14 protein-coding genes and 1 pseudogene are annotated in these 13,474 nt (G+C 71.3%); 10 read left to right on the forward strand and 5 right to left on the reverse strand.

From position 1 onward, the window contains the following. Positions 1–176: 176 nt before the first annotated feature. Both ONA70_RS01725 and ONA70_RS01730 read left to right on the forward strand, forming a co-directional pair. Positions 177–647, forward strand: a pseudogene (locus ONA70_RS01725) (DUF5753 domain-containing protein); the annotation flags it as partial. Continuing rightward, positions 644–838, forward strand: coding sequence for a DUF397 domain-containing protein (locus ONA70_RS01730; RefSeq protein ID WP_265004519.1), 195 nt, complete (start codon positions 644–646; stop codon positions 836–838). The pseudogene ONA70_RS01725 and the gene ONA70_RS01730, both read left to right, overlap by 4 nt. 25 nt (positions 839–863) lie before the next feature. Here the strand turns inward: ONA70_RS01730 and ONA70_RS01735 are convergent, their stop codons facing one another. Both ONA70_RS01735 and ONA70_RS01740 read right to left on the reverse strand, forming a co-directional pair. Next, the gene (locus ONA70_RS01735) at positions 864–1,028 is read right to left on the reverse strand and encodes a hypothetical protein (protein ID WP_265004520.1); all 165 of its coding nucleotides are present in this window, start codon (positions 1,026–1,028) and stop codon (positions 864–866) included. A gap of 160 nt (positions 1,029–1,188) precedes the next feature. Next, positions 1,189–3,228 carry a HelD family protein gene (locus tag ONA70_RS01740; protein ID WP_265004521.1) on the reverse strand — a complete coding sequence of 680 codons (2,040 nt, stop codon included), beginning with the start codon at positions 3,226–3,228 and terminating at the stop codon, positions 1,189–1,191. A 182-nt stretch (positions 3,229–3,410) separates the two neighbouring features. Between ONA70_RS01740 and ONA70_RS01745 the strand changes: the two genes are divergently transcribed. The 3 genes from ONA70_RS01745 (at position 3,411) to ONA70_RS01755 (ending at position 6,347) form a co-directional block, all read left to right on the forward strand. Beyond that, complete coding sequence (locus ONA70_RS01745) at positions 3,411–3,992, forward strand: winged helix-turn-helix domain-containing protein (RefSeq protein WP_265004522.1); 582 nt, start codon at positions 3,411–3,413, stop codon at positions 3,990–3,992. 45 nt (positions 3,993–4,037) lie between these two features. Beyond that, complete coding sequence (locus ONA70_RS01750) at positions 4,038–5,372, forward strand: MFS transporter (RefSeq protein WP_265004523.1); 1,335 nt, start codon at positions 4,038–4,040, stop codon at positions 5,370–5,372. Between the two features lie 123 nt (positions 5,373–5,495). Beyond that, the gene (locus ONA70_RS01755; RefSeq protein WP_265004524.1) at positions 5,496–6,347 is read left to right on the forward strand and encodes a menaquinone biosynthetic enzyme MqnA/MqnD family protein; all 852 of its coding nucleotides are present in this window, start codon (positions 5,496–5,498) and stop codon (positions 6,345–6,347) included. Positions 6,348–6,426: 79 nt separating this feature from the next. Here ONA70_RS01755 and ONA70_RS01760 read toward each other — a convergent pair whose 3' ends face one another. Together ONA70_RS01760 and ONA70_RS01765 are read right to left on the reverse strand one after the other, a co-directional pair. After that, positions 6,427–7,371, reverse strand: a complete 945-nt coding sequence (locus ONA70_RS01760) for a serine hydrolase (RefSeq protein ID WP_265004525.1) — start codon at positions 7,369–7,371, stop codon at positions 6,427–6,429. After that, positions 7,371–8,324 (reverse strand): hypothetical protein, encoded by a 954-nt coding sequence (locus ONA70_RS01765; protein ID WP_265004526.1) that lies wholly within the window; start codon positions 8,322–8,324, stop codon positions 7,371–7,373. Before ONA70_RS01765 ends, ONA70_RS01760 begins: the two co-directional genes overlap by 1 nt. Before the next feature lie 372 nt (positions 8,325–8,696). Between ONA70_RS01765 and paaA the strand changes: the two genes are divergently transcribed. From paaA to paaE, 5 genes are read left to right on the forward strand one after another with little or no spacing between them, the layout of a single operon-like run. Beyond that, positions 8,697–9,761, forward strand: coding sequence for a 1,2-phenylacetyl-CoA epoxidase subunit PaaA (paaA, locus tag ONA70_RS01770; RefSeq protein ID WP_265004527.1), 1,065 nt, complete (start codon positions 8,697–8,699; stop codon positions 9,759–9,761). Beyond that, positions 9,758–10,045, forward strand: coding sequence for a 1,2-phenylacetyl-CoA epoxidase subunit PaaB (gene paaB, locus ONA70_RS01775; RefSeq protein WP_088959289.1), 288 nt, complete (start codon positions 9,758–9,760; stop codon positions 10,043–10,045). Before paaA ends, paaB begins: the two co-directional genes overlap by 4 nt. After that, positions 10,042–10,767 carry a 1,2-phenylacetyl-CoA epoxidase subunit PaaC gene (gene paaC, locus ONA70_RS01780; protein ID WP_265004528.1) on the forward strand — a complete coding sequence of 242 codons (726 nt, stop codon included), beginning with the start codon at positions 10,042–10,044 and terminating at the stop codon, positions 10,765–10,767. The genes paaB and paaC overlap by 4 nt, the downstream gene beginning before the upstream one ends. Before the next feature lie 55 nt (positions 10,768–10,822). Then, the gene (gene paaD / locus ONA70_RS01785; RefSeq protein WP_265004529.1) at positions 10,823–11,299 is read left to right on the forward strand and encodes a 1,2-phenylacetyl-CoA epoxidase subunit PaaD; all 477 of its coding nucleotides are present in this window, start codon (positions 10,823–10,825) and stop codon (positions 11,297–11,299) included. Continuing rightward, positions 11,296–12,432 carry a 1,2-phenylacetyl-CoA epoxidase subunit PaaE gene (gene paaE / locus ONA70_RS01790; RefSeq protein ID WP_265004530.1) on the forward strand — a complete coding sequence of 379 codons (1,137 nt, stop codon included), beginning with the start codon at positions 11,296–11,298 and terminating at the stop codon, positions 12,430–12,432. Before paaD ends, paaE begins: the two co-directional genes overlap by 4 nt. On the opposite strand, the gene ONA70_RS01795 is transcribed toward paaE, so the two are convergent. Then, positions 12,420–13,373, reverse strand: a complete 954-nt coding sequence (locus ONA70_RS01795) for a Fic family protein (RefSeq protein ID WP_265004531.1) — start codon at positions 13,371–13,373, stop codon at positions 12,420–12,422. The genes paaE and ONA70_RS01795 overlap by 13 nt on opposite strands. Positions 13,374–13,474: the final 101 nt, after the last annotated feature.

The following is a 13,474-nucleotide window of genomic DNA, read 5'->3' on the forward strand; positions in this document are numbered from 1 at the left end:
TATCCGTGGGGCAGCCGCTCGACGAGGAGGACTATGTCGTGAACTCCAGGTCAGTAGGCGCAAGCTCCCGAAGGGCATCCGCGAACGTGCCCGGATCGAGTGCCTGAAGGCGAGCCACGAGGGCGTCGCGCGTGTCCGTGACGATGCCGGGCAGCGCGTCGCTGTGCAGCGTGTTCGAGGCGTACGCCCGAGCGACGCTCGCGGGCGAGGCGCTGACCTCGGGCGAGGTGGACGACGTGGTTGCCTCCCGGATCGACCGGCAGGCCATCCTACGCAGAGAGCGCCCGCCCCTGCTGATCGCCGTCATTAACGAGCTGGTGCTCTATCAGTCGGCGTACGGCAACCGTGGCCTGATGCGCGAGCAGATCAATCGCCTCGCGGAGTGTGCCGAGATGCCGTCCGTTCAGGTGCTCATCGTGCCGCGCGATCTTGGAATGTACCCGGGCCTGGGTGGCGGCTTCATCGTGGCCGAGTTGCCCGGAGGTGAGCATGTCGCACACGTCGATAGCCAGGGGCCGGCGCAGATAGTAAATGATGCGGCGTCGGTTGCTACCCTGAATCGCAGATGGGAGCGCATAAGGAGCGAAGCCCTATCTCGCCCTCAATCGCTGGACCTGATCAGGAAAGCGGCAGGATCATGGACGTGACCGGTGCGCAGTGGCGCAAGAGCACGAAGAGCGGCAACAACGGCGGGTCATGCGTGGAGGTCGCCGACAACCTCTCCGGCGTCGTCCTGGTCCGCGACACCAAGGACCGCGAGGGCGGCACGCTCAGCTTCAACCCCTCGTCGTGGCAGTCGTTCGTCGACTTGGCGAAGCAGATCGGCCCCGTCGGCTGACCCCGTACAGCGTGCGGAAGGCCTCTCAGCGCGATGCTGGGGGGCCGTTCCCGCAGGAGCGGCGCTCGGTGATGCGGTGCACGACGACGGTGGCGACCAGCCCATTCTTGCCTTCTTCGAGGGCCCGTTCGCCCTCGGCACGCTCGACCTGTGCGGCGCGGATGTCCTGCCAGCGGGCGTAGCTGCTCATGGCTGGCTACCGTCCTCCTCGGCGCGTTCTTTCCGGTAGATCCCCTCAGCTTCGCCCACTCGGACGTTGATCGACTCCGGTTGCGGCAGCTCGGGGTGTCCTCGGAACGGGATGCCCCGAACTGCCGCAAGCCGAGCGGATCAGGCTTGGCCGGACGGGCTCAGCCGGCCAGCGGGGCGGGCAGCGGGTCGCGGTGCAGCACCGCGAGCCGGGAGACCGCCCGGGTCAGCACCACGTAGAGGCGGTGCAGGCCGCGCGGCTCGGCCGCCACGATCGCGGCCGGTTCGACGACCACCACGTGGTCGTACTCCAGACCCTTGACCAGAGTCGCCGGGACCACGGTGACCCGCGCCGCGGCCTCCACGTCGTCGGCGGTCGCGGTCGCCACGCCCACGCCGCCGAGCGCCGAGCGGAGCCGGTCCACCGCGTCGTCGGCGGCGATCACGCCGACCGAGCCGTCGTGCGCCAGCGCCGCCTGCACCTCGGCCACCGTCTCGGTCACCAGGTCGTCCACCGTACGCACGGCCAGCGTCCCGTCGCGGCGCAGCGACTGCGCCGGAGGCACGTCGACCGCCAGCGCCGGCAGCAGCCGGTTCGCGAACGCGACCACGGCCGCCGGCACCCGGAAGCCGACGCTCAGCGGCACCACCGCCGCGTCCGGCTTGCCGAGGTGGGCCAGGGACTCCCGCCAGTCGGTGGCCGCCCAGGGGGCGGTGCCCTGGGCCAGGTCGCCGAGGAGGGTGATCGAGCCGTGCTCGCTGCGCCGGGCGATCGCCCGGCACTGCATGGGCGAGAGGTCCTGCGCCTCGTCGACCACCACGTGCCCGAAGCCGCCGGGCCGCTCGACCAGCCCGGCCGCCTCGTCGATCAGCACCGCGTCCGCGGCGGTCCACTTCGTCGCCTTCGGAGTACGCCCGAGCTTGCCCGACCGGAGCAGCTCCTGCTCCTCGGCGCTGAGCAGCCCATCGGCGGCGGTGGCGAGCGCCTCGGGGTCGGTGAGCAGGGTGTGCAGCAGCCCCTCCGGGGTGAGCGCCGGCCAGACCGCGTCGAGGAAGGCGGTGACCGGCTTGGCCTTGCCCATCCGGCGCAGCCAGGCGTCGCTGGGCGACTCGGCCCGGCGGGCCTCGGACTGGCGTTGCAGCAGCCCCACCACCCGGGCCCGGACCCGCTCCCGGCCGGTCGCGTACGGCAGCCCCTCCCGGCGGGTCTCCTCGACCACCCGGTGCAGCGGGTCGAGGCCGATCCGCCAGCGGAACGAGCCGTCCGACACCATGATCGGCTCGGTGGGCGTGCCGATGTGCGCGTCGACCGCCCGGCGCAGCACCTCGGCCATCCGGACGTCGTGCTTGAGGGTGGCGACGGCGGGGTCGTCCACCGCGCGTACCGGCACCCGGGCGACCAGGTCCTCCACCGTGGCCTGCTCGACCTCGACCTCGCCGAGGGCGGGCAGCACCGCCGCGATGTACGACAGGAACGCCCGGTTCGGCCCGACGATCAGCACCCCGGACCGGCGCAGCCGTTCCCGGTGCAGGTAGAGCAGGTACGCGGCGCGGTGCAGCCCGACCGCCGTCTTTCCGGTGCCCGGCGCGCCCTGTACGCAGATCGAGTCGGCCAGGTCGGCCCGGACCAACTCGTCCTGCTCGGGCTGGATGGTGGCGACGATGTCCCGCATCGGGCCGACGCGGGGCCGCTCGATCTCGGCGGTGAGGATCCGGCTGGCGGTGCCCAGCTCCTCGCCCCGGTCCAGGTGCTCGTCCTCGAAGCTGGTCAGCACGCCGGCGCTGAACCCGAACCGGCGCCGGACGGCGACGCCCTGCGGTTCGCGCGCGCTGGCCCGGTAGAACGACCGGGAGACCGGGGCCCGCCAGTCCAACACCATCGGCTCGCCCAGCTCGTCGGTGACGTGCCGCCGCCCGACGTGGTAATCCCGCCCGGCGTGATCCGCATCGGCTTCCCCGAAGTCCAGCCGGCCGAAGAAGAGCGGGGTGGTCGGGTCGTCGGCCAGCTCCTTGACCCGGCGGGCCATGTGCCGGCCCAACTGCTCGGCGGTGTACGCGTCCCCGGCGACCTTGTCGCCGGTGGCGAAGAGGGCCTCGGCGCGCTCGCGCATCCGGCCCAGCGCGGCGCGGGACGCCGCCAGGTGGTCGCGTTCGGCGACGAGTTCGGCGTCCAGGGTCTGTTCTGGGGCGTGCAGGGTCATCCACGTACTCCTCGTCACGGGAAAAACGCTGCCGCTCGCGTGTCCGACCTCCGGGTCGGCGCGGGACGTCCTGTGCGGTGCTACTCACCACGGCCGTCGGGCGGGACAGAGGAGCTTACTCCCGCCGGCGCGGCGGGCAACCGAATTTCGCCGAGCCGCTGCCGGGGCGGGATCATGGAGGCATGACTGAGGCGCAGCCCGAACAGCGCCGGGTGACGATCAGCGACCCGCAGGTGATGCGGGCCCTCGCCCATCCGGCCCGCATGGCGATCATGGAGCATCTCAGCACGGTGGAGGGCGGAGCGACCGCCACCGAGTGCGCCGAGATCGCCGGTCTCTCCCCGAGCGCGACCAGCTACCACCTGCGGGAATTGGCGAAGTACGGGTTGATCGAGGGAGCGCCCAGCCGGGGCGACGCCCGGGAGCGGGTCTGGCAGGCGTTCAGCCCGTCGTACTACGTCGAGTCTGGTCCGGACGCCGGCCCGGACGCCCGGGCCGCCGAAGCGGCGCTGGTCGAGGCCCACATGGTCCGGGACAGCCAGCGGGTCCGGGACTGGATCCGACGCGCTCCGGACGAGCCGCGCGAGTGGTACCAGGCCGCCTGGTTCAGCGACAGCCTCCTCCTGCTCACCCCCGAGGAACTGGTCGAGCTCAACAACGCGATCCAGGCGCTGATCGGCCCGTACCGGCGGCGGTTGCGGACCAATCCCCCCGAAGGGTCCCGAAGCGTCGCCGTGCAGTACCGGGCGTTGCCTATCGATTGACGTCGGGCCTTGTGTCGCCCAGGTATGAAGGATTATTTTCGAAATATGTCCTTCACATCTGGTCCGTCGCGCTGGTCCGACGTCTGGCTGGTCACCACCTCCCGCGGGGTCTCCACCTGCGGCGACTTCCTCGCCGCCACCGCCCTGACCCTGGCCCTCCAGTCCGCCGGCGCCGGCGGGCTCGCGGTGTCCGGGCTGATGCTCGCCGCCACCCTGCCCCTGGTGGCGCTCGCACCGCTGACCGGCCGGCTCGCCGACCGGGTGGACAGCCGACTGCTGCTGGTCGTCGCCGGGCTCGGCCAGGCCGCCGTCTGCCTCGCCCTCGCCTACGCCGGTCACCCGGCCCTGGTCATCGTGCTGGTGGCGCTGCTGGCGTCGGGCCTCGCGGTCACCCAGCCCGTGCTCTCCGCGTTGGTGCCGGCCATGGTCCGGGCCGAGGACCTGCCCCGGGCCGCCGCGCTGAACCAGACCGCCGGGACGCTCGGCGCACTGGCCGGCCCGGCGCTGGCCGGGGTGCTGGTCGGTGGCTTCGGTGCCCGGCTGCCGCTGCTCCTCGACGCCGCCAGTTATCTCGCGCTGGTCGCGGCCGGGCTGCTGATCCGGACCCGCCGGGGTGGGAGCCACCGGTCGGCCCCGGCGGCGGCCTCCGGCACCTCCGCCGCGCCCGCGGTCGGCTGGCGCCTCCGCCGGGACCCGCTGCTGGTCGCGATGATCACCACCATCGCCGGGGTGATCCTCGCCGTCGGGGCCATCAACGTGGTCGAGGTCTTCTTCATCCGCGAGACCCTGGGCAGCTCCGCCACCATGTACGGCCTGGTCACCGGCTCGTGGACACTCGGCATCCTGGTCGGGGCCTGGCTCTTCGCCCGGCTGGCCCGGCGGTTGGTCGACGACGGGCGGCTGCTCGTCGGCTACCTCGCCCTGCTCGCCGGCTGCTGCCTGATGATCCTGCTCTCCGCCGCGGTGCCCTCCGCCTTGCTGCTGGTGCCGGTCTGGCTGCTCGGTGGCGTGGGCAACGGCGGCGCGAACGTCTTCGACAACGTGCTGCTGGCCCGGCGGGTGCCCGAGGCGTCGCGCGGCCGGGCGTACGCCGCGCTCAGCGCGTCCGTCCAGGGTGCCTCGATGGGCGGCTTCCTGGTCGGCGGTCTCCTGCTCGAGGTGGCCACACCCCGGCTCCTGATCGCCGGCTGCGGCGTCGCCGGGCTGCTGGTGATCGCGCTGGTGGTGCCGCCGGTCGCCCGGGCCATCCGGACCGAGCGGGCCCCGGTCGGCGTACCTGGGCCCGCGCCGGGCGAGACGCAGGCGCCGGTCGGCTGCCGTGTGACGATGCCCGCCGGTGCCGGGGCCAGCCCTCACGCCGAGCCACGCCCCAGGTGTTAAGAAGGGGCCCCTTCTCTACCGGAAACGTTAAGAAGGGGCCCCTCCTTACCGACCGGTGCGGGGTTGGCCACTCCGGCCCCCTCCCGGTGAGCCGGACCCGGTGGGCGGGGATACGGTCAGGTCATGGCTGACCGCATCGCCCGCCCCCGGGTCGGGCACATCCAGTTCCTCAACTGCCTGCCCATCTACTGGGGGCTGATGCGGTCCGGTGCCCTGATCGACGTCGACCTGCACAAGGACTCGCCGGACCGGCTGAACGCCGCGCTGGTCGCCGGTGACCTGGACATCGGGCCGATCTCGCAGGTGGAATACCTGCGGCACGCCGACGAGCTGCTGCTCCTGCCGGACCTGGCGGTCGGCAGCGACGGTCCGGTGCTCTCGGTCAACGTGGTCTCCACGAAGCCCCTCACCGAGCTGGACGGGGCCCGGGTCGCGCTCGGCTCGACCTCGCGTACCGGAGTGCTGCTGGCCCGGCTGCTGCTCGGCGAGCGGTACGGCGTCCGCCCGGAGTATTTCCGCTGCCCGCCGGAGCTGACCCAGATGCTGCTGGAGGCCGACGCCGGCGTGCTGATCGGCGACGTGGCGCTGCGCGCCCTCTACGAGGCGCCCCGCAAGGGCCTCGAGGTGACCGACCTCGGGCAGGCCTGGCGGGACTGGACCGGCCTGCCGATGGTCTTCGCCGTCTGGGCGGTCCGCCGGGACTTCGCCGCCGCCCACCCGGGCGTGGTCAAGGAGGTGCACGAGGCGTTCCTGCGCTCGCGTGACCTGTGCCTGGCCGAGCTGGACCAGGTGGCCGAGGCGGCGGCCCGCTGGGAGCCGTTCGACGCGGCGACCCTCGCCACCTACTTCCGTACCCTCGACTTCTCGCTGGGCGAGCGGCAGGTGGCCGGGCTCCGGGAGTTCGCCCGCCGGGCCGCCGAGATCGGCGAGGCGCCCGCACTGCCGGCGAACGGGCCGGAGTTCTTCCTCGGCTGAAGGCCCCACTTTCGACGAGGAAGCGGCGGTGCCCCGGCGGACCGGGACACCGCCGCTTCCGGCAGTACGCGGGGCGGGCTCAGATCTTGTCGCGGAGCAGCGCCTCGGTGATCTTCTGGCAGTTCTTCATGCCGTACTCCCACCCGCCGCCAGCGCTGAAGGGGGTGCGGACCATCACGCCCATCGTCCAGGTGTCGCCGATGGCCAGGCAGTTGACGTGATACTCCTGCTCCTTCTGCCGGTCGATCCACCCGTTCTTGATGGCGATCTGCTTCTGTTCGGCGGCCGGGAACGCCTTGCGGATGCCGAAGTCGCCGACGCCGCGGACCAGCCGCATCTCGTTGAGCAGCCACTTGGTCCACTTCGGTCCGGCCGCCCGGCCGTCGTCGATGCAGAGGCCGAGCCGCGCGGTGTCCCGGGGCGACAGCATCGTCCGGCTCCAGCCGCCGTCGCCGGCGACCTTGCTGTCGGTCAGCTTGCAGATCGAGATCAGCCGCTTGATCGAGGCCGACCCGCCGACACTCTCGTAGAACTGCTGTGCCCGGGTGTTGTCGCTGTCCCGGATGATCTGCGTGGCGTCGTCCAGCTTCGCGTCGCTCGGGGTCTTCCCCGCCTCGGCGCTCAGGCGCAGGTAGTCGGCGACCACCCAGGACTTGATCATCGACGCGGTGGTGCTGGTCTCGTCCATGTTCGCCGAGCCGATGATCTTGCCGGTCCGCTTGTCCAGTACGGCCCAGGAGTACCAGCCCTTGAGGCCGAGGCCATCGAGGTCCTGAGCCTCGAACGGCAGCGGCTCCAGCGAGGGCGACGGCGACGGTGACGACTGGGTGCGGGTGCTCCGGTCGGTGGGCGTACCGGTAGACCGGCCGCTCGCGGTGCCGCTGTGCGAGGTGGTGGTGGGGCGGAACGGCGATCCGGGAATGAACCGGAGCGAGACCAGCACCAGCCCGACCAGGATCACGGCGACCGCGCTGTACGCCAGCGGGCTGTGGTTGCTGCCCGGCCGGCGGCGGGTGCCCGCCATCAGAGCTTCCCCGGCTGCTGCGGCACCTTGAGGGCGGCACCGGGCTGCGGGGTCACCAGCTGGGTGGCGACGCTGGCGCAGACCTTCGCGCCGTACTCCAGGCCCTTGCTCTGCGGGTAGCGCATCATCACCGCGAGGGTCCAGTCGTCGGTGACGGCGAGGCAATTGACGTGCCACTGGACGTCTGCCCAGAGCATGGTGAAGCCGTTCTTGATGCTGACCGGCCCCTGCGACGTGATCGAGTCGGGCAGTCCGTCGATGATGCCCCAGCGACCGCCCTGGACGGCGTCGGACTTCTGGTCCTTGACGCTGCCGCGCACGTTTGCCATCTCGTTGAGCACCCACTTCGTCCACTTCGGCCCGGCGGCCGTGCCGTCGCCGATGCAGTCGCCCATGCGCACCGCGTCGCGCGGTGACATCTGGGTGTACGCCCACTTGGCCCGGTCGGGATAAATCTTCGTGTCGGTCAGCTTGCACATCTTGATCAGCCGATCCAGCACCGGCTTGCGCCCGCCGGCGTTGTAGAGCGCCTCGGCCGAGATGTCGTTGCTGTCCCGGATGGCGGTGACGGCCTGCTTCTTGCGCGCTGCGCTGAGCGGCTTGCTGCCGAGTTCACGCAGGTAGTCGGAGACGATCCACGCCTTGATCATCGACTCGGTCGAGTTGGTGGACGTCATGTTCGGGGCACCGCTGATCTCGCCGGTCTTCCGGTCCATCAGCGCCCAGGAGAAGAACTTGCCCTGGAAGTTCACCGAGACCGGAGCGTCGGCCAGGGTCGGCGGGGGCGGCGCGGTGGGCGTCGGTGCGGGTACCTGCTCGACACCGCCGCCGATGCCGCTGAGGCTGGGCAGGGCGTGTCCGCCGGAGAGCCGGGCGTACGCGGCGGGCACCAGCATGACGCCACCGAGGAGGACCGCCACGATGGCGAGCACCAGGGTCACGCGAGGTCGCATGAGTGGGCGAACTCCAGATGTCTGGCCGGGGGGACCGGCTGTTCCGAATGGGTACGGCCCTGATCGCCGAGGCCGGGGGAGATGGCCCTGGAGCTGGTGGCGATCGTCAGCAGCCGATCGGTGTGCCGGGCGAAGTCTACTTCCGGACCGACTTGACGCCACTACCCGGCGGCCGGCGACTCGCCAAGAAGGCGGCACAATAGGCGGCTTTGCCGCGATTGAGAGGATTCATCCTGTGGGCGTGGCCGATGTCACATCAGTTGCCGCCGGCCGGCACCGCTCACCGAAAGCGGCCAATCGGTGACGGATCGTACCTCCGGAATCCTGTTACACCCTCTGGTGTCATCGGTCGCGAGCTGTAACACTGGCCTCATGTATGGCAACGACTTCGCCCCGCCCGAGGACGGTCCGGGCGGCGGCCTGCTCGGCGAGGTGGAGGCGGCGGAGGCGGCCCTGCGGGAGGCTGCGGCGCGGGCCCGGCGTGGCGGTCCGGACCCGGACGAGGACCTCGAGGCGTACTTCGCGGACGTGATCGACGCCGACCAGAAGATCGAACCGCGCGACTGGATGCCGGAGGCGTACCGGAAGGGCCTGATCCGGCAGATCGCCCAGCACGCGCATTCCGAGATCATCGGCATGCAGCCGGAGGGGAACTGGATCAGTCGGGCCCCCTCGCTCAAGCGCAAGGCGATCCTGCTGGCCAAGGTGCAGGACGAGGCCGGTCACGGCCTCTACCTCTACGCCGCCGCGGAGACCCTGGGCGTCAGCCGGGACGAGCTGGTGGAACTGCTGCTCGACGGCCGCCAGAAGTACAGCTCGATCTTCAACTACCCGACGCTGACCTGGGCCGACGTGGGTGCGATCGGCTGGCTGGTGGACGGGGCCGCGATCGTCAACCAGGTCCCGCTCTGCCGCTGCTCCTACGGCCCGTACGCCCGGGCGATGATCCGGGTCTGCAAGGAGGAGTCGTTCCACCAGCGGCAGGGGTACGAGATCCTGCACACCCTGGCGCACGGCACCCCGGAGCAGAAGGCGATGGCGCAGGATGCCGTCAACCGCTGGTGGTACCCGTCACTGGCGATGTTCGGCCCGCCGGACGGAGACTCGACGCACAGCTCCCAGTCGATGGCCTGGAAGATCAAGCGCTTCTCCAACGACGAGCTGCGGCAGCGTTTCGTGGACATGTGCGTGCAGCAGGCCGAGATCCTCGGCCTGACCATCCCCGACCCCGACCTGCGCTGGAACGACGACCGCCAGTCGTACGACTACACCCAGCCCGACTACGACGAGCTGATGCGGGTGATCAAGGGCGACGGGCCGTGCAACCGGGAGCGGATGGCGCACCGGCGCCGCGCCCACTCCGACGGCGCCTGGGTACGGGAGGCCGCCGCGGCGTACGCGGCGAAGCAGAGCAACAAGGAGAAGGTGGCCGCGTGAGCAAGGAATCCTCGCCGCTCTGGGAGGTCTTCGTCCGGGCGCGGCGCGGGCTGTCGCACACCCACGTCGGCAGCCTGCACGCCCCCGACGCCGAACTGGCCCTGCGCAACGCCCGTGACCTCTACACCCGCCGCCAGGAGGGCGTCTCCATCTGGGTGGTGCCGGCCAGCGCGATCACCGCGTCCAGCCCGGACGAGAAGGACGCCTTCTTCGACCCGGCCGCCGACAAGGTCTACCGCCACCCCACCTTCTACGAGGTGCCGGACGGGGTGGCGCACCTGTGACCGGTCCGTACGACTTCACCCTCGGTCTCGGCGACGACGCGCTGATCGCGGCGCAGCGGCTCGGCGAGTGGACCTCCCGCGCCCCGGAGATGGAGGAGGACATCGCGCTGGCCAACATCGCCCTCGACCAGCTCGGCGCGGCCCGCCTGCTGCTCACGTACGCGGGCGAACTGGAGGGCGCCGGCCGGGACGAGGACGCGCTGGCGTACCTCCGCGACGACCGGGAGTTCCGCAACTGCCTCCTGGTCGAGCTGCCCAACGGGGACTTCGCGGTCACCATGGCGAAGCTGTTCTTCCTGGCCGCGTACCAGCTGCCGCTCTACACCGCGCTGGCCGGATGCGCCGACGAGCGGCTCGCCGCGATCGGCGCCAAGGCGCGCAAGGAGTCCGCGTACCACCTGGACCACGCGTCGCTGTGGGTGAAGCGGCTCGGCGACGGCACCGAGGAGTCGCATCGGCGGATGCAGGCGGCGGTGGACCAGATCTGGCCGTACACCCACGAGCTGTTCACGGCGGACCCGGCGGCGCCGGTCGACCCGGCCACCCTGCGGGCCGACTTCGACGCCACCGTCTCCGCCGTGCTGGCCGAGGGGACCCTGACCCGCCCGGAGACCGGCTGGACCCCGGGCGGCGGCCGCGCCGGCGTGCACACCGAGCACCTCTCGTACCTGCTGGCCGAGATGCAGGTGCTGCACCGTGCCCATCCGGGGGCGCGCTGGTGAGCGCGAGGAGTGCAGCGAAGCGGAGCCCCGCAGTCGCGAACGGAAGGTGGCACTGGTGACCACGCCGAGGGAGGTCGTGGCGGCGGTGGTGGACCCGGAGATCCGGGTCATCACCATCGACGAGCTGGGCATCCTGCGGTCGGTCGACGAGGATCCGGCCACCGGACGGGTCGTCGTCACCATCACCCCCACCTACACCGGCTGCCCGGCGATGGACGTGATCCGGGCGGACATCCGTCGCGCGCTCGCCGCCGCCGGCCACCCCGACGCGGAGGTCCGCACGGTCCACGCCCCGGCGTGGAGCACCGATTGGATCTCGGAGGGCGGCCGGGCCAAGCTGGCCGCCGCGGGCATCGCCCCGCCCGCGCCCGCCGCCCGCGGCAATGTGGTGCCGCTGACCCTGGCCGTCCGCTGTCCCCGCTGCGGCTCGTCGGAGACCGAGCAGGTCAGCCGCTTCGGCTCCACCGCGTGCAAGGCCCTCTGGCGCTGCCGCGCCTGCTCCGAACCCTTCGACCACCTGAAGGCGCTGTGACTGTCACGATCACCCGGCCGGTCCGTCGCCGGCCGGCCTTCCACCCGCTTCCCGTCTCCGCCGTCGACCGGCTCACCGACGACGCGGTGGCGATCACCTTCGCCGTACCCGAGGAGCTGCGGGCGGCCTTCGCGTTCTCCGCCGGCCAGCACCTCACCGTGCGGCGTCCCGCCGGAGGCGGGCCCACCGCCCCCGCCGGTGCGGACGGCGAGGACGTGCGGCGGTCGTACTCGATCTGCTCGACGCCGGACGAACTGGCCCGGCACGGCCGGCTGCGGATCGGGGTGCGGGAGATCCCCGGCGGGGCCTTCTCCGCGTTCGCCTGTGGCGCGCTGCGCGGGGGCGACCTCGTCGAGGTGCTGCCCCCGCTCGGGCACTTCACCACGGCGTTCGCGCCGGACCGGGTCCGCCACTACGGCGCGGTGGTCGCCGGTTCCGGCATCACCCCGGTGCTGTCGCTGGTCGCCACCGCGCTGGCCGTCGAGCCGGCCAGCACCTTCACCCTGGTGTACGGCAACCGGACGGCGAACTCGGTGATGTTCGCCGAGGAGCTGGCTGACCTGAAGGACCGTTACCCGACCCGGCTGCACCTGGTGCACGTGCTCTCCCGGGAGCAGGGCGAGTCGCCGCTGCTCTCCGGACGGATCGACGCCGAGCGGCTGACCCGGCTGCTGGACACCGTCGTCCCCGGCGGCGCCATCGAGGAGTGGTTCCTCTGCGGCCCGTACGGGATGGTGGTGGACGCGAAGGCCGTGCTCGTCGACCGGGGCCTGCCCGAGTCGGCGGTGCACACCGAGCTGTTCCACGTCGACGCGCCGCCGGAGCCGGTCCGCCGCCCGGCCGCCGGGCCCGGCGCCGGCGCCGAGGTGACCATCGTGCTGGACGGTCGGTCGTCGACCTTCACCATGGGCCGCGACGAGCGGGTGCTGGACGCGGCGCTGAAGGTCCGCGGCGAGCTGCCGTACGCCTGCAAGGGCGGGGTCTGCTCGACCTGCAAGGCCAAGGTGGTCTCCGGCGAGGTGACCATGGCGCGCAACTACGCCCTGGAGCCGGACGAGGTCGCCGCCGGGTACGTGCTGACCTGCCAGTCCAGCCCGGTCACCGACAAGCTCACCGTCGACTACGACGCGTGACGGTTAGGCGGTTCCGGCCGTAGGCTCCCGGTATGGAACTGGAGGGGGCGGGTGCTGTCAGTCCGTCGGGCGTGCTGGCTCGGCTGGTAGCCGAGGGGCGGGCGGTCGCACCGGAATCCGGCGAGCCGCTGCCCATGCCTCAGGCGCTGATGGTGAGCACTGAGGCAGAACCGGATCCACGGCCCGGTGTCGTTCTCCGGCTGCCACGTCGGCCCGCCGACGTCAGCGAGTACGTCGTAGTAGGCGTAGGTGTTGCGGCCGACCCCCAGCCATTCCTCGATAGAGGAGAACTCGGGGGCGAGGACGCCGTCGCGGGCAAGCACCAGCGTGTGCAGGCACCGCGACATGCGCCCGTTGCCGTCACGCCAAGGATGGATCTTCACCAGGTTCAGATGTGCCATTGACGCGCGAACCAGGAGAGGGCTCACGGGCTCGCCTTCGGCCAGCCAGTCGACGAGTTCCTGAATCAGAACTGGGACGTCGTCCGCGTCTGGGCCGGTGCAGACGCGACGACCAGTGTGCGCCTCGTCGACGTAGATGTCACCGGGCCGGTATCTCCCCGGCCACTTGGACAGATCGTGGCGCATCATCATGAAGTGCAGAGCGTTGAGGAGCATGTGATGCCAGGAAAACTCCCGTGAGTGGCCGAGTTGCTGCACGTAGGTGACGGCGTCGCGGTATCCGGTGATCACCTCCCACGTGCCCGGGTTGGTTTCCATCGGCTCTTCCCCGGCGACGGCGGCGACGGCATCGTCCAGCCCGACCTGGTAACCCTCGATCGAGTTGGATCCCTGAATCGCGTGGGCGATCAAGGTTCTCCGAAGTTGCCCAGTCCAGCGCCGTGGCTCGGCGACCTGGTAGCGAAGAGCATCCCGCATCATCTCCAGCTCGCTGAGCACGCGCTTGTCGTCAGCGGTGAGGGCGGGTGTCGAGTAGAGCATGCAGTCATCATTGAATGATTCCTAGCTTATGCCGAAATCATTCAGGCAATTCCTCGTCGTGTTGCCGCCTCCGGTAATGGGTCACAAGGGCGGACGTGGTC

It is taken from the genome of Micromonospora yasonensis (assembly GCF_026013475.1).
GTDB classification, from domain to species: Bacteria; Actinomycetota; Actinomycetes; order Mycobacteriales; family Micromonosporaceae; genus Micromonospora; species Micromonospora yasonensis.